Source organism: Nonomuraea sp. NPDC051191 (assembly GCF_044455665.1).
GTDB lineage: Bacteria > Actinomycetota > Actinomycetes > Streptosporangiales > Streptosporangiaceae > Nonomuraea.
The window spans coordinates 96,374-117,283 of sequence record NZ_JBITEZ010000024.1 but is presented as its reverse complement, the minus strand read 5'-3'; the positions used below and the strand labels follow the sequence as shown (position 1 = coordinate 117,283).

The window sequence follows — 20,910 nt, the reverse complement described above, 5'->3', positions numbered from 1 at the left end:
TCCACCACTCATGCACATCCTGAACATCGGCATCCTCGCGCACGTGGACGCGGGCAAGACCAGCCTCACTGAGCGGCTGCTGTTCGAGAGCGGCGCCATCGCGCGCCTCGGCAGCGTCGACGACGGCAGCACGCAGACCGACAGCGGCGAGATCGAACGCCGCCGCGGCATCACCATCCGCTCGGCGGTCGCCTCGTTCACCGTGGGCGACCTGCGGGTCAACCTGGTGGACACCCCCGGCCACGCCGACTTCGTGGCCGAGGTCGAACGCGCGCTCGACGTGCTCGACGGCGCCGTCCTGGTGCTGTCGGCCGTGGAGGGCGTGCAGCCGCACACGCGGGTCCTGATGAAGACGTTGCGGCGGTTGCGGCTGCCCACGCTGATCTTCGTGAACAAGATCGACCGGATGGGGGCCCGGGAGGCGGGGGTGCTCGCGGAGATCCGGCGGTGGTTGTCGCCGCGGGCGGTTCCGTTGAGCACGGTTTCCGGCATCGGCGGGCCGGGCGCCGCCACGCGTCCCTTCGCCTTCGCTCCCCCGGCCTTCCGGGGGGCTCGCGGCCTTTCGGGGGCGGCGGGCGGGGGCTCGGAGGAGGTGGTGCGGGCCGGTGGGCCCGTCGAGGCGGAGGCCGTCCGCGCGGACGCCCGCCGCGCAGAGGACCGTCGCGCAGAGGCCCGTGACGTGGAGGCCCGTGACGTGGAGGCCCGGGCGGTCGAGGCGGTCGAGGTGTTGGCCGAGGGGGATGACGGGCTGCTGGAGTTGCTGGTCGACGGGGTGGTTCCGGGGCCGGGGCGGGTGCGGGAGGCGCTCGCGGCGCAGTGCGCGTCGGGCGAGGCGCATCCCGTGTCGTTCGGGTCGGCGATCACCGGCCAGGGGGTGGCCGAGCTGCTGGGGGCGATCCGGCTGCTGCCCGCGGCTCCCCAGCCGCCGACCGGCTCGGACGAAGCCGACGGCCGCATAACGACGGCCAAGCCGACCACGACAGGCGCGACTGCCACGACTGCCACGACGGGCGCGGCGGGCGCGGCGGACGCGACGGGCGCGGTCGGCGCGGTCGGCAGGGGTTTCACGAGGGCTACGGTGTTCGCGGTGGAGCGGGGGCGGGCCGGGGAGAAGGTGGCCTATCTGCGGCTGCGCGGCGGGGAGTTGCGGGCGCGGCAGCGGGTGACGTTCCTGCGCCGCGAGCCGGGTGGGGGCGTCCACGCCTACGAGGGGCGTCCGAGCGGGGTGGCCGTGGTGGGGTCAGGGGCGCGGGTGGCGGTGGCGGGGGACATCGCCACGGTCCGGGGGGTGCCGGAGATCCGGGTCGGCGACCGGCTGGGCGAGCCCGGCCCGGCAGGGCAGGCCCACTTCGCCCCGCCCAGCCTGGAGACCGTCGTACGCCCCCGGATCCCCGGCCAGGAGCCGCGCCTGCACGCCGCGCTGGTCGCGCTGGCCGAGCAGGACCCCCTGATCGGCACCCGTACACTGCCCGGCGGCGGGACGGCGGTCCTGCTGTACGGCGAGGTCCAGAAGGAGGTCATCGGCGAGACCCTGGCCAGGGACTTCGGCGTGGAGGCCGAGTTCGAGCCGAGCCGGCCGGTCTACTTCGAGCGCCCGTCGGGCACCGGCGCGGCCCGGGAGGAGATGCGTCAGGCCGGAGGCGCGTTCATGGCGACCGTGGGCCTGCGTGTGGAGCCCGCCGCGCCGGGCTCGGGCGTGCTCTACCGGCTGGAGGTCGACCTCGGCTCGCTGCCGCCGGCCTTCCACCGGGCGATCGAGGAGGGCGTACGGCACACGCTGGGCTCGGGGCCGCGGGGATGGCCGGTGACGGACGTGCTGGTCACGCTCACCGCGACCGGGTACGCCTCTCCGGTCACGGCGGCGGGCGACTTCCGCGGGCAGGCGCGGGCCGTGCTGAGCGAGGCCCTGCGCAGGGCCGGGACCAAGGTCTACGAGCCGTGCCACCGCTTCGAGTTGGAGGTGCCCGCCGACGCGTTCGCCACCGTGTCGGCGGCCCTGGCCGGGCTGGGCGCCGCCCTGGACGGCACGAGCAGGCGGGCCGAGACGTGGGTGCTCGAAGGCGAGATCCCGGCGGCGTCCGTGCACGAGGCCGAGCGGCGGCTGCCGGGCCTGTCGCACGGCGAGGGCATGTGGTGGTCGCGACCGTCCGGAGATCGCCCGATTCGCGCGCGATAGGCAGAATGTCGGATTTCGGGGATAGATGGGTATTTAACCGCCATAGTGTGCCAATCGGGCGCAACCGTCACAGGGGGAAGACGATGGCTGACACGAAGAAGAAACCTGCCACCAAGTCCGGCAAGGCCAAGAAGCAGGCCATCAAGACCAACCGGCAGGCCAAGGAGACCAAGAAGGAAACGAGAAGGACCGACGAGGGATGACCCCGTGAGGTGAATCGCGCAGCCGGGGGCCGGCGGCCCCCGGCTGTCCGGTGGAGGAGGAGCTGCGCACATGTCGGCCTATCTCCGCTTTCCCACTGTCTTTCAGGACGTGGTGGTCTTCGCCGCCGAGGACGACCTGTGGATGGTCTCGGCCCAGGGCGGCCGCGCCTTCCGCCTGACCGCGGGCGCGGCCGAGGCCGGCTATCCGCGCATCTCGCCGCGCGGCGACCAGATCGCGTTCGTCGGCCGTGAGGAGGGACCGGAGGAGGTGTACGTGATGCCGGTCGTCGGCGGCGCCGCCCGCCGGGTCACCTTCCACGGCGCGCGCTGCACGGTCACCGGCTGGGACCACGAGGGCCGCATCCTCTACGCCAGCGACCAGTCCCAGCCGTTCGCCGGGCGCAAGTGGCTGCACCGGGTGACGCCGGGCGGGGTGCCGCAGCGGCTGCCGTACGGACCGGCGAACTCGATCGCCTACGGCCCCGACGAGATGATCGTGCTCGGCCGCAACACGGCCGACCCCGCGCGGTGGAAGCGCTACCGCGGCGGCACGGTCGGCGACCTGTGGATCGACACCGACGGCGACGGCGAGTTCAGGCGGCTGATCCGGCTGCCGGGCAACCTGGCCTCGCCCTGCTGGAGCGGACGGCGGGTCTGCTTCCTGTCCGACCACGAGGGCGTCGGGAACGTCTACTCCTGCCTGCCCGACGGCCGGGACCTGCGCAAGCACACCCACCACGACGACTACTACGCGCGCAACCTGTCGAGCGACGGCCATCGGCTGGTCTACCACGCCGGCGCCGACCTGTACCTGCTGGAGCCGGACGAGGAGCCCAGGCGGCTGGAGGTGCGGCTGGCCAGCTCCAGGACGCAGCGCAACCGCCGGTTCGTCGACGCCGAGGACTTCCTCGACAGCGCGACCCTCAGCCCGGACGGCAGCGCGCTGGCGATCACCTCGCGCGGCAAGGCGTACGCGATGGCCGACTGGGAGGGCCCGGTCAGCCAGCACGGCGAGCCGGACGGCGTCCGCTACCGCTTCCTGACCTGGCTCAACGACGGCGTACGGCTGATCGCCGCGGCCAGCGGCGAGGCCGACGAGGAGACGCTGGTCATCCTGGAGGGCAGCGAGGGCGGCTGCGGCGTCGAGGTGGCCAGGCTGGGCCGGATCAACGAGCTGGTCCCCGATCCCGCGCACGACCGCGTGGCCGTCGTCAACCACCGCCACGAGCTGCACCTGCTGGACCTGGCCACGGGCGCGGCCACCCTGGTGGAACGCAACCCGCACGGGCCGCCCGAGGACCCGGCCTGGTCGCACGACGGGCAGTGGCTGGCCTACGCCGGGCCGCTCAACGCCCAGACCACCGCGATCAAGCTGCACCATCCGGAGACCGGCCGGACGGTGGCCGCCTCCGAGCCGGTGCTCAAGGACTCGATGCCGGCCTTCGACCCGCAGGGCCGCTACCTGTACTTCATCGGCCAGCGGGTCTTCTCGCCCGTCTACGACCAGTTGCAGTTCGACCTGGGCTTCCCGCTGGGCACCCGGCCGTACGCGATCGCGTTGCGGGCCGACGCGCCGGACCCGTTCGTACCCGGACAGCGCCCGCTCAACGGCAAGGACGACGACGAGGACGAGCCGGAGGAGGCCGTCCGGGTGGACCTGGACGGGCTGGCCGCCCGCGTCACCGCGTTCCCGCTGCCGGAGGGCCGCTACGAGGGCGTGGCCGGTCTCAAGGGCAAGGCGCTGCTGCTGACCAGCCCGCTGGAGGGCGAGAACACCCTGCACCTGTACGACTTCGCCAAGGGCAGGAACGAGACGTTCGCCGACGGGGTCACCGCGTTCGAGCTGGGCCGCGACCACAAGACGTTGCTGTACCGGGCCGGGAGCCGACTGCGCGTGGTCAAGGCCGGCGAGGTGCCCGAGCACGACGACGACCCGCCGGGACGCGAGAGCGGCTGGATCGACCTGTCGCGCATCAAGGTGTCGGTGGCGCCGGAGTCGGAGTGGCGGCAGATGTTCCGCGAGGCGTGGCGGCTGCAGCGGGAGAACTTCTGGACCGAGGACATGGCCGGCGTCGACTGGCCGGCCGTCTTCCGGCGGTACGAGCCGCTGGTGGACCGGGTCACCACCCGGGGCGAGTTCTCCGACCTGCTGTGGGAGCTGCACGGCGAGCTGGCCACCAGCCACGCCTACGAGAGCGGCGGCGAGTATCGCCCGGGGCCCGACTACAGCCAGGGCAAGCTGGGCGTCGACTGGGACTTCCGCGACGGCGTCTACCACATCCACGCGATCGTCACCGGCGACCGGTGGGACCCCGAGGCCACCTCGCCGCTGAACCGGATGGGGCTCGACGTACGGCCGGGGGACGCGGTGCTGGCCATCAACGGCGCGCCCATCGGCCGCGCGGCCACCCCGAACGAACGGCTGGTCAACCAGGCGGGCGAGGAGGTCGAGCTGACCCTGCGGCGCGAGGAGCGGGTCTTCACCGTGACCGTGCGCGCGCTGGCCGACGAGCAGCCGGCCCGCTACCGCGACTGGGTCAACCTCAACCGCGCCGAGTGCCACGCGCGTTCCGGCGGCCGCATCGGCTATCTGCACGTCCCCGACATGGGCACCGAGGGGTTCGGCGAGTTCCACCGCGGCTTCCTGGCCGAGTACGACCGGCACGCCCTCATCGTGGACGTGCGCTTCAACGGCGGCGGGCACGTCTCGGCGCTGCTGCTGGAGAAGCTGGCCAGGCGGCGGCTCGGCTACGACTACCCGCGCTGGGGCGATCCGGAGCCGTACCCGCCGGAGTCGCCGCGCGGGCCGCTGGTGGCCATCACCAACGAGTGGGCGGGCTCGGACGGCGACATCTTCAGCCACACCTTCAAGCTGCTCAAGCTGGGCCCGCTGGTCGGCAGGCGCACCTGGGGCGGCGTGATCGGCATCTGGCCGCGCCACCGGCTCGCCGACGGGACCGTCACCACGCAGCCGGAGTTCTCCTTCGCCTTCGACGACGTCGGCTGGCAGGTGGAGAACTACGGCACGGACCCCGACATCGAGGTGGACATCACCCCGCAGGACTATGCCAGGGGCGTAGACACGCAGCTCGAACGGGCCATCGACGTCGCCCTGAGCCTGCTGGCCGAGCATTCGCCGCATACGCCCGATCCGTCGCATCGGCCGGGGATGCAACCTTAGGAACCTGTTCGGCGTCTAAAGATCATAGGCGGGGAAAGCGCACAGGGGATGACGTGTGCACTCCGCTCGCGCGCGGCCCGACGACCGGGACCGCGTGTTCGCGAATGCAACCGAGCACAAGGGGGATCGTCCAGGTGCGCGCACTGGCACGCAGGGGGAAGTCGGCGATGGTCCGGTTGTACCGGGGGTACAACCGCCGCAAGGCACGCAACGCGCCACCTCCGTCGACCGACCGCATCCGGATCCTGCTCCTGCACGCCAACGGCATGGGCGGCACGATCAGGACGGTGTTCAACCTGGCCGGCTACCTGGCCGACAAGCACGACGTCGAGATCGTCAGCATCCTGAAGGAGGCCGAGGAGCCGTTCTTCCCGCTCGACCCGCGGGTGCGCCTGCGCTTCCTCGACGACCGGCTCAAGCCGAGCGCCGACCCGCTGCGGGCGATGTTGTCGAAGTTCCCGAGCAAGCTGATGCCTCCGGAGGAGACGGCCTACCACCGTTTCACCCTGTGGACCGACTACCGGCTGGCCCGCTACATCCGCTCGCTCGACAGCGGCGTGCTCATGGCCACCCGTCCCGGGCTCAACCTGGCCATGGCGCAGTTAGCGCAGCCGGGCGTGATCACCGTCGGGCAGGAGCACGTGGCCCTGCGCACCCAGGCCGAGCCGATCCAGAAGCTGATCAAGTGGCGTTACCGCCGCATGGACGCGCTGGTCACCCTCACCAAGGCCGACCTGCGCGACTACCGCAGCACGCTGCCGAAGAAGCCGAAGAAGCTGGCCCGCATCCCCAACGCCGTCCCGCCGATGACCGGCGGGGTGTCCCGTCTGGACGCCAAGGTCGTCGTCGCCGTGGGCCGGATGACCAGGCTCAAGGGCTTCCACCGGCTGATCACCGCGTGGGAGACCGTCGCCGCCGCGCATCCGGACTGGACGCTGCGCATCTTCGGCGCCGGGCCGCAGCAGGAGAACCTGGCCGCGCAGATCGTCGAGGCCGGGCTTGAGGGCAAGGTGGAGCTGCCGGGGCCGACCAGCGACGTGGGGGCCGAGCTGGAGAAGGCGTCGATCTTCGTGCTCAGCTCGCGGCACGAGGGCTTCCCGATGACGATCCTGGAGGCCATGGCCAAGGGGCTGGCCATCGTCAGCTTCAACAGCCCGCACGGGCCCAAGGAGATGATCACTGACGAGGTGGACGGGCTGCTGGTCAAGCCCCGCACCAACGCCAACCTGGCGACCTCGATCATCCGGGTCATCGAGGACGAGCCGCTGCGCCGGTCGCTGGCGGCGGGGGCGCTGGAGACGGCGCGGACCTACGACGTGGACGCCGTGGGCCAGAAGTGGGACGCGCTGCTGGCCGAACTGGTGGCCCGCCGCAACGGCACGTACGTGCGCCCGCCCCGGCCCGAACCCGCCGAGGTCGCCACGGCCGACGAAGCCGCCGAACCGGCCGAGCCCCGGATCTAGCGGGGCGAACGCCACAGCTCCGAGCCGGTGACCTCCACCGGCTCGGCCGCGACGTCCGCCGGGACGTGGCCCCGGGCGCGGGGGCGATCAGTGAGGGAAGCCTTCCCGTGTCAAATCCGGGAATGCCGGGAATTCTCTAGACAACTTCGCCCACGGGATCCACGGAGGGCTGCTTGGGCACGAAGGACGTCATCGCGTTGCTCGCCGGGGCGGTCATCGTCGTCTCCTTCGTCGGCAGCGCCAAGAGCCCCGCCGCCACCGCCGCCAGCCCCCTCAGCAACGCCAGCGGCACGCTGCCCGGCCTCGCCCCCGTCCTGTCCGACGGCGACAGGGCCAGGGCGCGCGCCCTGATCGCCCGTTTACGCGTCAAGAGCCGGGGCCCCAACACCGGCTACGCCCGCAGCCGGTACGGCGAGAACTGGGCCGACTCCGCCACCGGCGTCCCCTACGCGCGCAACGGCTGCCGCACCCGCGACGACCTGCTCGCCCGCGACGGCACCGGCGTCGAGTACCGGGCCGGGTCGAGGTGCGAGGTCGTCGCCATGAAGCTGACCGACCCCTACACCGGCCGGCTCATCTCCTGGCGCAAGGCCCAGGCCGACGAGGTGCAGGTGGACCACGTCGTGCCGCTCAACTACGGCTGGCGCATGGGCGCGCCGCGCTGGCCGATGGCCAAACGCCTCGACTTCGCCAACGACCCGCTCAACCTGTTACCCGTGGACGGCCGCGCCAACGAGGAGAAGGACGCCTCGGGCCCGTCGGGCTGGCTGCCTCCCCAGCGCAGCGTCCGCTGCGCGTACGTCACCCGATTCGCCCAGGTCGCGCTCAAGTACGACCTGCCCGTGACCAGGGCCGACAAGAACGCCATGCTCGCCCAGTGCCGCTAGCCCCGGTCCTCCGTCTCAGGGCCCAGGGAAGAAGAATCCGCCTTTCTCGGAAGAGGAGGAGAAAGCGATCGTTTTCTCTTCTTGCGAGGATCAATGACGTTAGGCAAGGGACTGCTGGCAGCGGTCCTGGCAGGCACGCTGACTGTGGGCGCGACAACGGGAACCGGCACGGCCGACGCGGGCCGGGAAGGGCCCGGGCAGCCGCGCTCCGGCACGGCGGGCAGTGTGACGCTGCTGACCGGCGACCGGGTCGTGGTCACGGGCAGGAGCTTCCAGGTGGAGCCGGGCGCGGACCGGGAGGTGCACTTCTCCTCCGGGTACCGCGACGGGCACCTGTACGTCGTCCCGTCCGACGCCGCGCCCCTGGTCGCCCAGGGGGTGCTGGACGAGCGGCTGTTCGATGTCACCCAGTTGCTCGCCTGGCGCTACGGCGACGCGGACACGCCCGACATCCCGCTGATCACACAGTCGCCGCAGGGAAGGGCCCCCGCGCTGCGAGGCGCGGCGGCCACCCGGCAACTGACCAGCCTGAACATGACGGCCCAGCGGGTGGCCAAGAAGAGCGCCGGCGAGACGTGGCGGAGCCTGCTCGGCGGGGCGTCCACGCTGGCCGCGGGCAAGGGCAGGATCTGGCTGGACGGCCGGCGTTCGTACACCCTGGATCGCAGCACCAAGCAGATCGGCGCGACCGAGGCGTGGCAGCGGGGTCTCACCGGACAGGGCGTCACGGTCGCGGTGCTCGACAGCGGGTACGACCCCACGCATCCCGACCTGAAGGACGTGGTCACCCAGTCGCGGAACTTCTCCGACGAGCCTGACATCACCGATCGAGTCGGACACGGCACGCACGTCACCTCGATCATCGCCGGCGCCGGCGAGAAGTACCGCGGCGTGGCGCCGGGAGCCCGCATCGCCTTCGGCAAGCTGGGCGAGCGCATCAGCGACTCCGCGATCCTGGCCGGGATGGAGTGGGCCGCCACGGAGGTCAAAGCCAAGATCGTCAACATGAGTTTCGGCGGCCCCGACGAACCCGGCCTCGACCCGATCGAGCAGGCGGTCAACACCCTGTCGCAAGCCACGGGCACCCTGTTCGTGGCGGCCGCGGGCAACGAGGGCGAGCAGAGCGGGGGCAGCGTGAGCAGCCCCGGCAGCGCCGACGCCGCGCTGACCGTCGGCGCGGTGGACCGCTCCGACCAGGTGGCCGACTTCTCCAGCACGGGCCCGCGCATCGGCGACCATGCGGTCAAGCCGGACCTCACCGCCCCCGGCGTGGACATCGTGGCCGCCGCCGCGGCGGGCACCGCCGACGGAACCCACGTGGCGATGAGCGGCACGTCGATGGCCAGCCCGCACGTGGCGGGAGCGGCGGCCATCCTCGCCCAGCGCCATCCCGACTGGACCGGGCAGCAGCTCAAGGCGGCGCTCGTCGGCAGCGCCAGGCCGACCGACGGCGCCACGCCGTACCAGCAGGGCGCCGGGCGGGTGGACGTGCTCCGCTCGCTGGCCCAGGAGGTGATCGCCACTCCCACCGGCGTGTGGGCCGCCTTCCCCTGGGGCCGGCCCGGCGAGCGGCGGGCCACCGGGAAGATCACCTACAGCAACACCGGGGCCGCGCCCGTCACCCTGGACCTCGCGGACGGCTCCGACGTGCTCACGCTGTCGCCGCAGCGGCTGGAGGTGCCCGCGGGCGGGCAGGCGTCGGTCACGGTGACCATCGACGCCGAGGGCAAGGGCCCCGGCGACTATCCGGGCATCGTCACCGCCACGGCCGGTGACACGGTGGTCCGCACCCCGGCCGGGGCCTACGTGGAGCCGGAGTCCCATGACGTCACGGTGACCGTCAAGGGCAGGGACGGGGGGACCGCCGACGGGGTACAGGGCCTCGTCTACGACCAGGCGACCGGCGCGCAGCGCGGCCTCGTCTTCCACGGCGACACGGCCACGATCCGGCTGCCGAAGGGACGCTGGAACCTCTACACCGAGATCTGGGGGAAGGCGGAACGCAGCTTGACGCTCGCGCACCAGCCGTTCGAGATCGACGACGCCGACGTGTCGCTGACGGTCGACGGGAGCAAGGCGAAGCGGATCACGTTCACGGTCGACGACCCCACGGCCGTCCCCGATCCCGCGCTCTCCCTCTCCGTGGTCAACGGGCCCTGGAGAACCGCGATGATCGCGTTCGGCTACTCCGGCGGCTACTACCTCGTCCCGGTGCGGCAGCCGGGGCTCACCTACCTGGCCCAGACCGCCTGGACCAAGAAGGACACGACGCCCAGCCCGTACCGCTACGACCTCGTCGACCAGCGTACGGACGGCTTCCCCGACAACCCCGGGTACGCCGCGCGGACCCGGGACATGGTCAAGGCGACCGAGACCTACCGCTCGACCGTCCCGGGCGCCACCGGCACGCTGAACACGGGGCCGGTGCTGCCCGGCGGCGTCCTCTCGCCTGGATTGAGCACGTGGGAGGACATGCCGCTGCCGAGCCGCCTGACGCGCTACCTCACCCCGGGTTTCGCGTGGAACGACGAGTTCAGCACGGGCGGCCTGATCGAGCAGGGCACCGGCCCGGTGCGCGACAGGAACTTCACCCAGCTCTGGAACGCCGCGGTGACCGGCCCCTCGTTCGCCGTCTCCGGCGGCAGCCGGGCCGGCGACACCCTGGCCTTCCCCGCCGACGGGCTGTACAGCAGCGGAACCGCCGGACGTACCGGCATGGACGCGGCCGCGACCGGCACCCTCACCCTGACCGGGAACGGAAAGGAGATCGCCACGACCGGCATCGCCGGCTGCCTCCCCTACCGCAGCGAGGAGTGCACGCTCACCGCCACGTTGCCGCAGGCCGACACCGCCTACACGCTGACCGCCTCCTCCCGGCGGCCGGAGGCGAAGCTGTCCACGGCGGTCGACGCCGTCTGGACCTTCCGCTCCGCCCGTACGGCGAAGCCCGAGCCCCTGCCGCTGATGGCCGTGCGCTACACGCCGCAGGACCTCGATGACGACAACCGCGCCAAGCCGGGATCACGGACCACCATCCCGATCCGGGTCGAGCGCGCTCCCGGCGCCGGCCGGGCGGCGGTCTCCTCGATCAAGCTGGAGGCGTCCGCCGACGACGGCAGGACGTGGCGACCGGTGCCCGTCCGGGCGACCCGATCGGGCTGGACGGCACGGCTGGACAACCCCGCCACCGCGGGGTACGTCTCGCTGCGCGCGACCGTCACCGACAAGGCGGGCGACGGCGTCACCCAGACCGTGACCCGCGCCTACGCCGTGGGCTGACCCGTACGGCCGGTGAGCTGAGGCTCCCGGCGAATCACGACTCGTCCGCCCCCGGGCCTTCCAGCCCGGGGGCGGACGAGTGCGGGTGAGCAGGCCCGTCAGCGGTCGCGATCACCCGCGGGGCTTACGTCATCCCGCTTCAGCTCTTCACCGCGGGAAGCTGGTCCGTCCACTCGGTGGTCACGGAGATGAACCCGGCGCTGAACGCCATGTCGCCGTCGTCGACGAGGATGAGGGTGGCGCGGACCACCCGGGCCTTCTCGGGATCGATGACCACCTCGATGTCCATGCCGCCGTCGGGGTCCGGAAGGCTCAGACGCTGGCCGCCTTCGACCGCGCCCGCGTTCTCCACCCCCGGTGTCGCGGCGAGCGCGCGGAACGCGGCCGAGCGGACCGCCGCGGGCGTCGGCAGGTCGGTGATCAGCGCGAGCAGGGTGAGGGTGGGCTCGCCGCGGATCTCGGACGCGGACATGTCCGTCTCTTTGCCTTTGCGCGCGACGATCCACGCCTTCAGCGCCTCCGGGTCCGTCGGCAGCGCTTCGAGCTCCTCGAAGCTCACCTTGGCGCCCTTGAGCCTGAGCGTCTTCGAGTCCGGCGCCTGGATGACGGCGCCGGCGTGATCCCCCGGCACGGCCCTGGTCCAGCGCTTGCCGTCGCGCCTGGTCCAGCTCTCTATCGGTGGGGCGTCCGACGCGAGCCACCGGCGCGTGACGTGCCAGTACGTCCCGGAGCCCTGGGGCGTACGTTCCGCGTGGACGGCGGCCATGAGCAGGACCTCCTTGCCCGTGACCGGTGCGCCGCCGTTCGTGGGCGCCCCCGTGGCGAACACGACCGTCGCGACGGCACCGGCGGCGGCCAGGGCGACACCCGGGACGAACCAGCCGGCACGCCGGCGTGCCCGGCCCGCCAGCACTCTTCGCTCCAGGCGCTCCCTGCCGCGCGCGACCGCCCCGGCGGACGGCTCCGGCTCGTCCAGCAAGGTGGCGATCTCTTCCAGGTCATCCATGGGTGGTCTCCTTGTCGGTGAGGGCCTGGATCTTGGCGCGGGCCCGGCTGAGCCGCGACCCCACGGTGCCGAGGGAAATGCCGAGCGCCTGGGCGATCTCGTTGTAGCTGAGCTGGCCCAGCGCCAGGAGCAGCAGCACGTCACGCTCGCCGCCGTTCAGCGAGGCGAGCGCCTTCGCCAGGTACGGCTGCGCGGTCGCGGACGTGACGACCCGGTTCTCGTGCCCCTCCACGACCGGCGCGGGGTCCAGCCGGGCCAGCGCCTTGTAGCGGCGGGCCTCCTTGTGGCGGTGCCTGGCCACCAGATTGGTGGCGAAGCCGAGCAGCCAGGGCCGCAAACCACCTATTTCCGGGTTGAACCGGTCACGCCGGTCGAACGCCAGCAGGAACGTCTCCGCCGCGATGTCCTCGGCCACCTGGCTGCCCAGGCGTCCCGCCACGTACCGGTAGACGTCATGGAAATACCGGTCGTACACGGCGGTGAACAGCTCAGGGTTGCGCCGGTAGCCGGCGACGAGGTCGGCGTCGGCCACCTGCTCGCCCACGTGGGCGGTCATGTGCCGGTCTTTGTCATGAGTGTGCCTTCCGGTGGGTGATCATTACATTCACCCACCCTTCGCGGCGCACGCGGCCTTTCTTCCCGACCGCCGACCCACGGCTGTGGCTAGCGGGGGTCCTCCCAGGTGAACCCGTGCTCGAACGTCTGCTCGGCCAGCGCCTTCTGACCGGCGAGGTTGGGGTGGAAGAAGTCCCACTTGCTGACGTGGCCGAGCGTGAACGGGAAGGAGAAGATCGCGCCCTCGTCGGTGTCGCAGGCCGGCCCCATGGCCTGGCACGCCTGCGCGGCCTCCTGGTTGTAGGCCATCACCCGCGCCCGCACCCGCGCCCGGCGCTCCACGTCGGCCTTCCTCATCGAGGCCGGGTCGGCCAGCATGGTCTGGCAGACCTTCCCGATGGTCCAGAACGTACGGGCCAGCGGGTTGCCCTTGCCGACCTGCCACAACCGCCGCAGGTCGGGGACGCTGGCGATGAACACCCTGGCCTGCGGCATGCCGGCGCGCAAGGCCGACAACGCGGCGTCCATCCGCCGGCGGTAGAGCGCGACCGGCGTCATCTCCCGCTCGGTGCGCTTGCAGGCGTCCTGGGCACCTATGAGGATCGTCACATAATCGGCCTTCGCCTCGATCGCCTTGTTCACCTGGCCGAGCAGATCGGCGCTCGTCGAACCCGGCACGGCGAAGTTCTCGCGATGGAGCGTTCCAGCCAGACTCCGCAGCCGCAGGTAATGGCTGTCCACCGCCGCGTTGTCGCCCGCCGCCCACGAACGGGCCGCGCAGGAGACGTACCAGCCGCAGGAGTTGAAGCCCGTGGAGATCGAGTCGCCCAGCGCCGCCATCGTCTCAGGGACGGGCTGAGCTGCGGCGACGGCCTGCGCGGGCCCTGCGGCGGCCAGGACGAGGAGGGCGGTGACGACGGGGGAAAGGCGACCGATCATGGCCCCAAGGTAGGGAGTCGATCAAGGCGGCACCATGTCCTCAAGGCGAGGTCTGCCATTTCAGGACCGTCTTCCTATCACCGCTTGACACCCTGTACGCGGGCAGGTTGCCCACATCCCAGGTCAAGATCCGGTTTTTTCCTGGTTCGCGGGTAGTAACACCGCATTCACGGGGGTCCGAGTCGAACGTGTTCAGTTCCCGCATAGAGTGTGTTGAGTGAGTGTCGCGCTCGGAACAACCCGCCCGCTACCGGTTCGCACCACCCCCGTCGGCGACCCCGGTGACCTGCTGGCATCCCTCCCGAAGACGGCGCCCTACGCCTGGATCAGGAACGGCGAGGGCCTGGTGGGATGGGGTCAGGCCGCCCGCGTCGCCGTGCCGCCGGGCCCCGGCCGCTTCGCCTGGGCCCGCGAGTGGCTGCGCACCGTCCTCGGCGACGCGCCCGCCGACGACGCCGGGCGCTCCCCCGGCTCCGGCTCCGGTCCCGTGGCCTTCGGCAGCTTCACCTTCGACGAGGACGCCCCCGGGTCGGTGCTCGTCGTCCCCCGCGCCGTGCTGGCCCGCCGCGGCGGCCGGGCCTGGCTCACCACCGTCGGCGAGGCCCCGCTGGAGACGTTCAGCCCCATCCGCGAACCGGGCCGCATCAGCTACGGCGACGGCAGCCTCACCGCGCCCCAATGGGAGCACGTCGTCGCCCGGGCCGCCCGCCGCATCCGCGACGGCGAGCTGGAGAAGGTCGTGCTCGCCCGCGACCTGCTCGCCACCGCCGAGCACCCCATCGACGTGCGCCTGCTGCTGACCCGGCTGGCCCGGCGCTACCCCGAGTGCTACACCTTCTCCGTGGCCGGGCTCGTCGGCGCCACCCCCGAGCTGCTCATCCGCCGCACCGGACAGGAGATCGAATCCCTCGTCCTGGCCGGCACCACCGCCCGCGGCACCGGCCCGGCCGACGACGTCGCCCGCGGCGCCGCGCTGTTCGCCTCCCCGAAGGACCGCCACGAGCACGAGTGCGCCATCGCCTCCGTGCGCCAGACCCTCGCCCCGCTCTGCGCCTCGCTCGACACCCCCGACGAGCCCGAGCTCCTCGTGCTGCCCAACGTCCAGCACCTGGCCAGCCACGTCACCGGGCGGCTGGCCGACGGCGCGTCCGTGCTCGACGTGGTGGCCGCCATGCACCCCACCGCCGCCGTCGGCGGCACCCCGACCGACACCGCCATCAAGGTCATCCGCGAGCTGGAGGGCATGGACCGCGCCGGCTACGCGGGCCCCGTCGGCTGGATCGACGCCCACGGCGACGGCGAATGGGGCATCGCCCTGCGCTCGGGGCTGATCGAGGGCAACCGCGCCCGGCTGTTCGCCGGCGGCGGCATCATGGGCGACTCCGACCCCGCCGCCGAACTGGCCGAGGCCCAGGCCAAGTTCCGCGTCATGCAGTACGCGCTGGAGGGCTGAACGACCTCAGCCCGGCACGTGCACGCCCTCGCCCACCTCGACGCGTGCCCGGCCGGCCGTCAGCGCGGCCACCCACTCGGCGAACGCCGCCACCTCGTCCTCCCCCACCGCCACCGCGAACGTCACCCCGGCCGCGTAGGTCACCTCGCGCAGCGCGTAGCGGGAGGCGCGCAGGTCGTTCTCCACCCGGCCCGCCTGGTCGTGGGCCACCGAGACGCTGACCAGCCTGGCCGGGACCATCCGCACCGGCTGCACCAGGTCGAGCGTCTCGGTCACCGCTCCGCCGTAGGCGCGCACCAGCCCGCCCGCGCCCAGCAGCACGCCGCCGAAATAGCGCGTGACCACCGCGACCACGTCGTTGAACCCCCGGCCGACCAGCGCCTGGACCATCGGCGTGCCCGCCGTGCCGCCGGGTTCGCCGTCGTCGTCGCCCTTCTGCAGCCGCTGCCCGATCACGTACGCCGTGCAGTTGTGGGTGGCGCCGGCGTGCTCGCGGCGGCGGCCGGCGATGAAGGCGGCGGCCTCCTCGACGGTACGGGCGGGGGCCAGCGCGCAGACGAACCGGGAGCGGCGCACCTCGGTCTCGTGCTCGACGCCGGCCGCGAGGGTGAGGTACGGCTGGGACACGTTCGCCAGGCTACCTCCTTTACGTTGTAGATTCACTGGACAGGGTTTGAGCGGGATGCACGGGAGGCGCCCCTCCGCTGTGCGGGACGCACACGACCGATGCGCCGTCCGGCGCATACGGTGCGGCGCATGACCTATCGCGTCGCCATGGACATCGGCGGCACCTTCACCGACGTCGTCTGCTACGACGAGCGCACGGGGGCCGTCAACGCCTCGAAGGCGCCCACCACACCGGGGGACCTGGCCGAGGGCGTGTTCGCCGCGCTCGGCCGGGTCGTGGACGACCCCGCGGCCATCTCGTTCTTCGTGCACGGCACCACCCAGGGCCTCAACGCGCTGCTGGAGCGCAAGGGCGCGCGGGTGCTGCTGCTGGCGAGCCGGGGCGCCGGGGACGTCTACCGGATCGCCCGCGGCAACCGCGACCGCATGTTCGACCTGCGCTACCGCAAGCCGTCGCCGCTCGTGCCGCCCCGGGACGTCATGGAGGCCGGCGGCCGCCTGGACTTCCGGGGCCGCGAGCTCGAACCCCTCGACGAGGAGGCGGTGCGGCTGGCCGCCCGGCGGGCCCGCGAGGAGGGCTTCGACGCCGTCGCCGTGTGCCTGCTGTTCTCCTTCGCCGACCCGGCGCACGAGCTGCGGACCGGTGAGATCCTGCGGGCCGAGCTGGGCGAGGACGTGCTCGTGGTGCTCTCGCACGAGGTCGCGCGGGAGTGGCGCGAGTACGAGCGCACCTCCTCGGCGGTGCTGGAGGCCTACACCGGGCCGGTCGTGCGCCGGTACCTGGCCAGGATCGAGCGGCGTTTCGCCGAGCGCGGCCTGCCGGTGCCGGTGCACGTGATGCAGTCGTCGGGCGGCCTGGTCAACGCCTCGTACGCGATGCGGCGGCCGTTGCAGACCCTGCTGTCGGGGCCGGTCGGCGGCACGATGGGCGGGGTCGCCGCGGCCCGCATGCTGGGCCGGGAGAACGCGATCTGCGTGGACATGGGCGGCACCTCCTTCGACGTCTCGCTCGTGGTGAACGGGCGTCCCGACGTCAGCGCCGAGGCCCGCATCGAGGGCTACCCGGTGCTCATGCCCGTCGTGAACCTGCACACCATCGGCGCGGGCGGCGGCTCGATCGCCTACGCCGAGGCGGGCGCGCTGCGCGTCGGCCCCGAGTCGGCCGGGGCCGTGCCCGGCCCGGCCTGCTACGGCCGGGGCGGCACGCGGCCCACCGTGACCGACGCGAACGTGGTGCTCGGCCGGGTGGACCCGGCCTGGTTCGCGGGCGGGCTGATGACGCTGGACGAGGAGGCGGCCGGCGCGGCCGTGGTCACGCTGGCCGAGGAACTGGGCCTGGACCCCCTGCGGCTGGCCGAGGGCGTGTGCGACGTGGCCAACGCCAAGATGGCCCAGGCGATCCGCACGCTGACGGTCGAGCACGGGGTCGAGCCGCGGGAGTTCGCGCTGGTCGCCTTCGGCGGCGCGGGGGCGATGCACGCGGTGTTCATCGCCCGCGAGCTGGGCATCTCCGAGGTCGTCGTCCCGCGCTTCCCGGGCGCGTTCTCGGCCTGGGGGATGCTGGAGGCGGACGTGCGCCGGGACCTGACGCGGCCCTACTTCCGGCCGCAGGACGCGCTCGACGGCCCCGGCATGTCCCGGCACCTGGTCGCCTTGGAGCGGGAGGCGCTGGACGCGCTGGCCGGGCAGGGCGTCCCGGAGGAGCGGCGCAGGGTCGAGCACTCCGTGGACCTGCGCTACGAGGGCCAGGACTACACGCTCACCATCCCGCTGCGCGACGCCGCCGAACCCGGCGAGCCGGGCTTCCTCGACACGATCGCGGCCCGCTACGCCGAGGCCCACACCAGCCGGTACGGCCACGCGACCCCCGAGGCGCCGGTCGAGTTCGTCATGCTGCGCAGCACCGGGTTCGGCTCGTTCCCGCGCGCCGCCGCCACGGCCGCCGAGGCGCCGGAGGAGACGGCGGCGGGCGTCCGGGACGTGATCTTCGACGGCGTGCCGCACCGCGCGCCCGTGCTGCGGCGGGCGGGCCTGTCCGGCTCGTTCGCCGGGCCCGCGATCGTGGTCGAGGAGACCGCGACCACGGTCATCCCGCCCGGCTGCCTGGCGGCCATCGACGACAACGGCTTCCTCATCGTGAAGGTGGACGTCCAGTGATCGACCCAGTGACGACCGAGATCATCCGGTGTGCCCTGTTGCAGGCCGCCGAGGACATGAACACCACCCTGATCCGCAGCTCGTACACGCCCGTGATCTACGAGGCCAAGGACTGCGCGGTGGCGCTGCTCGACCGCGACCACAACGTGCTCGGGCAGTCGTCCGGGCTGCCGATCTTCCTGGGCAACCTGGAGGTGTGCACCCGCGAGACCGAGCGCCTGTACGGCCGCGAGGTGTGGCAGGAGGGCGACGTGTGGGTGCTGAACGACTCCTACGTCGGCGGCACCCACCTCAACGACGTCACCGTCTACGGCCCGATCTTCGCCGACGGCGAGCTGGCCGGGTTCGCCGCCTCGCGGGCGCACTGGCTGGACGTCGGCTCCAAGGACCCCGGCGGCTCGATGAACTCCACGTCGATCTTCCAGGAGGGCCTGCGGCTGGGCCCGGTCAAGGTGTACGCGGGCGGGCTGCCGTGCCGCGACCTGCACGAGGTGATCGCCAGGAACGTGCGCTTCCCGCACGCCACGCTCGGCGACATGCGGGCCCAGGTGAGCTGCGCGATGACCGGGCAGCGGCGGCTGCGGGAGATCGTCTCGCGCTGGGGCCTGGAGACGGTCATGGCCGCCCGGGACGAGATCTTCGCCCAGACCGAGCGCATGGAACGCCAGGCCATCGCCGCCATCCCCGACGGCGTGTACGAGGCGTCCGGCTTCCTCGACAACGACGGCATCGACCTGGACACGCCGCTGCCGGTGAACGTGACGGTCACGGTGTCGGGCGAGTCGATGCACGTGGACCTGACCGACTGCGCCGACCAGGCGCTCGGCCCGGTCAACTGCGGCGCCGCGCAGGCCGTGGCGGCGGTGCGGGTGGGGTACAAGCTGCTGGTGTCGGGGGACGTGCCGCTGAACGGGGGCTCGTTCCGTCCGCTGAGCGTCGAGACCCGGCCGGGTTCGATGCTGGCCGCGCGCGCCCCGGCGGCCTGCCAGTACTACTACTCCCATCTCGGGCTGCTCATCGACCTGGTGGTCAAGGCGCTGGCCCCGGTGCTGCCGGGCAAGGCGGCGGCGGCCTCGTACGGGGACTCGATGATCGTGCAGTTCACCGGGACGGACCCGCGTACCGGCAAGCTGTACGTCTCCCAGGAGGCCACGGTCGGCGGCTGGGGGGCGTGGGAGGGCGGCGACGGCGAGTCCTGCCTGATCAACAACGTCAACGGCTCGCTGCGGGACATGCCCATCGAGGTGCTGGAGACGCTGTTCCCGGTCCGGGTGCGCCGCTACGAGCTGCGTCCGGGCACCGGCGGCGCCGGGCAGTGGCGCGGCGGCGACGGCGTGGTGCGCGAGTACGAGTTCTGCGGCGACACCTCGCTGTCGCTGTGGTTCGAGCGCTCGGTCACGCCCGCGTGGGGCCTGGCCGGCGGCGCGGCGGGCGCTCCCCCACGGGTGACGCTCAACCCGGGCACGGCGGGCGAGCGCGAGATGCTCAAGGTCAACGCGCTGCCGGTGTCGGCCGGTGACGTGCTGCGCTGCGAGTCGGGCGGAGGCGGCGGCTACGGCCCCGCCGATCGCCGTTCCCCGCAGGCGCGGGCCGCCGACCTGGCCGAGGGCATGATCACGAACTGATCCGCGTCCGCCCGAAAATCGCACGGATTGTTCCCCGGTCTGTGAAGATGATCGACAACGCGGGGGCACGCGCGGCCTGGGGAGGCTGTGTCCCCGCCATGACCATCTTCACGAGGGGACTTCCATGACCATGTTACGAACGCGCCTTCTGGCCGGCTCCGCCGCGCTCGCCGCGGGCCTGGCCGGCGTCGCCGTGCTGACGCCGGCCGCGCCCGCCTCGGCCGCCAGGGTGGAGGCCGCCTGCTCCGACGCCGCCGGCGACGCCGCGGCGATCCAGGCGGCCATCGACTCCTCCAAGGACGGCGACGAGATCGTCATCAAGGGGCCGTGCCTGATCGACGCCACGATCAGCCTGGCCGACCGGCGCACCTACCGGGGCGACGCCAAGGCCGGCACGGTGCTCAAGCAGGCCGACGGCGCCAACCTGCCCGCGGTGCTGGCCTCCAAGGGCTGGCTGGAGGACACCGAGTTCAGCGGCGAGAGCGTGCGCGTCGAGCGGCTGACCATCGACGGCAACCGCGACCACAACACCGGCACGGTCGGCCTGCTGCTGCGCTCGTGGAACACCCGGGTCTACGACGTGGACATCTACGGCACGCCGTCCGACGGCATCCGCATCAGCAACCCGTCCAGGAACGGCACGACGCTGCGCAACACCATGGTCAACAGCGTCATCAGCGACGTCTACATCGAGGGCGCCGCCGAGGCCGGCATCCGCGTCGTCGACCCGGGCAACTCCGTCACCGACTGGACGCTGCAGCGCTCCTGGATCGGCTTCAGCGGCACCAATGCCATCCAGAGCGACAACGCGGCCGGCTGGACGATGAGCGGCCTGCACCTGTACGGGACGCCGAAGAACGCCATCGACGCCCACCGCTGCTTCGGCACCTCGATCCAGGACAACTACATCGAGGACTTCGGCTCCGAGGGCACGGCGGGCCAGACGTACTACGGCATCCGCTGCGACCTGCAGGGCGATGCCGCGACCACGATCACCGGCAACCGCGTGCACAAGTTCCTGCCGCCCCCGAACGCGCTGGCCGAGCTGCGCAAGGCCCGCCAGAGCGGTGCGGCGCCGCCCGAGCGCAAGATCGCCGCGACCGGCCCGCTCCCCGACGGCGTGGACTTCGTCTACCTGGCGCTGAACGAGGTCAACTACGGCGCGGGCCACGCCGCGATCACCGGCAACACCGTCGTCGGCCACGGCACCAAGCGCGAGACCGGCATCCTGCTGGCCAAGGGTGAGGGCGAGTCGATGTCGATCGCCTCCTCGGGCAACCTCCTCGACGGCGTCGGGAAGCGGCGCAAGGTCGGCGCGGGCGTGCACCTCACCAGGGGCTACTGACCCGAAGCGCCGCC

General features: G+C 72.5%; 13 protein-coding genes. 9 read left to right on the top strand and 4 right to left on the bottom strand.

Annotated features, from left to right (window positions below):
- The first annotated feature begins 10 nt into the window (after positions 1 to 10).
- From ACIA8R_RS46790 to ACIA8R_RS46770, 5 genes are all read left to right on the top strand, one after another.
- A complete protein-coding gene (locus tag ACIA8R_RS46790) occupies positions 11 to 2,176 on the top strand; it encodes a GTP-binding protein (protein WP_397044329.1) in 2,166 nt (721 codons plus the stop codon).
- Between the two features lie 273 nt (positions 2,177 to 2,449).
- Positions 2,450 to 5,560, top strand: coding sequence for a PDZ domain-containing protein (locus tag ACIA8R_RS46785; protein WP_364095747.1), 3,111 nt, complete (start codon positions 2,450 to 2,452; stop codon positions 5,558 to 5,560).
- A 134-nt stretch (positions 5,561 to 5,694) separates the two neighbouring features.
- Positions 5,695 to 7,023, top strand: a complete 1,329-nt coding sequence (locus ACIA8R_RS46780) for a glycosyltransferase family 4 protein (protein ID WP_364095744.1) — start codon at positions 5,695 to 5,697, stop codon at positions 7,021 to 7,023.
- Positions 7,024 to 7,196: 173 nt separating this feature from the next.
- Positions 7,197 to 7,910, top strand: a complete 714-nt coding sequence (locus tag ACIA8R_RS46775; protein ID WP_397044327.1) for an HNH endonuclease family protein — start codon at positions 7,197 to 7,199, stop codon at positions 7,908 to 7,910.
- A gap of 93 nt (positions 7,911 to 8,003) precedes the next feature.
- A complete protein-coding gene (locus tag ACIA8R_RS46770) occupies positions 8,004 to 11,189 on the top strand; it encodes a S8 family serine peptidase (RefSeq protein ID WP_397044325.1) in 3,186 nt (1,061 codons plus the stop codon).
- 139 nt (positions 11,190 to 11,328) lie between these two features.
- On the opposite strand, the gene ACIA8R_RS46765 is transcribed toward ACIA8R_RS46770, so the two are convergent.
- The 3 genes from ACIA8R_RS46765 to ACIA8R_RS46755 form a co-directional block, all read right to left on the bottom strand.
- Entirely contained in the window at positions 11,329 to 12,195 is an 867-nt protein-coding gene (locus tag ACIA8R_RS46765) for a CU044_5270 family protein (protein WP_397044323.1), read from the bottom strand.
- On the bottom strand, positions 12,188 to 12,751 hold the full coding sequence (locus ACIA8R_RS46760) for an RNA polymerase sigma factor (protein WP_357706892.1): 564 nt from the start codon (positions 12,749 to 12,751) through the stop codon (positions 12,188 to 12,190). Before ACIA8R_RS46760 ends, ACIA8R_RS46765 begins: the two co-directional genes overlap by 8 nt.
- A 107-nt stretch (positions 12,752 to 12,858) precedes the next feature.
- Complete coding sequence (locus ACIA8R_RS46755; protein ID WP_364095730.1) at positions 12,859 to 13,689, bottom strand: SGNH/GDSL hydrolase family protein; 831 nt, start codon at positions 13,687 to 13,689, stop codon at positions 12,859 to 12,861.
- Positions 13,690 to 13,906: 217 nt separating this feature from the next.
- Between ACIA8R_RS46755 and ACIA8R_RS46750 the strand changes: the two genes are divergently transcribed.
- On the top strand, positions 13,907 to 15,142 hold the full coding sequence (locus ACIA8R_RS46750; RefSeq protein WP_357706895.1) for an isochorismate synthase: 1,236 nt from the start codon (positions 13,907 to 13,909) through the stop codon (positions 15,140 to 15,142).
- A 6-nt stretch (positions 15,143 to 15,148) separates the two neighbouring features.
- On the opposite strand, the gene ACIA8R_RS46745 is transcribed toward ACIA8R_RS46750, so the two are convergent.
- Positions 15,149 to 15,769 (bottom strand): YigZ family protein, encoded by a 621-nt coding sequence (locus ACIA8R_RS46745; protein ID WP_397044320.1) that lies wholly within the window; start codon positions 15,767 to 15,769, stop codon positions 15,149 to 15,151.
- Positions 15,770 to 15,898: 129 nt separating this feature from the next.
- On the opposite strand from ACIA8R_RS46745, the gene ACIA8R_RS46740 reads away from it, so the two are divergent.
- The 3 genes from ACIA8R_RS46740 to ACIA8R_RS46730 all read left to right on the top strand — a co-directional run bounded on the left by ACIA8R_RS46740 (position 15,899) and on the right by ACIA8R_RS46730 (position 20,896).
- Positions 15,899 to 17,926 (top strand): hydantoinase/oxoprolinase family protein, encoded by a 2,028-nt coding sequence (locus ACIA8R_RS46740; RefSeq protein WP_397044319.1) that lies wholly within the window; start codon positions 15,899 to 15,901, stop codon positions 17,924 to 17,926.
- Positions 17,923 to 19,551: a hydantoinase B/oxoprolinase family protein gene (locus ACIA8R_RS46735; protein ID WP_397044317.1), complete on the top strand. Its 1,629-nt coding sequence runs from the start codon at positions 17,923 to 17,925 to the stop codon at positions 19,549 to 19,551. Before ACIA8R_RS46740 ends, ACIA8R_RS46735 begins: the two co-directional genes overlap by 4 nt.
- Before the next feature lie 124 nt (positions 19,552 to 19,675).
- On the top strand, positions 19,676 to 20,896 hold the full coding sequence (locus ACIA8R_RS46730; protein ID WP_397044315.1) for a right-handed parallel beta-helix repeat-containing protein: 1,221 nt from the start codon (positions 19,676 to 19,678) through the stop codon (positions 20,894 to 20,896).
- Positions 20,897 to 20,910 lie beyond the last annotated feature (14 nt).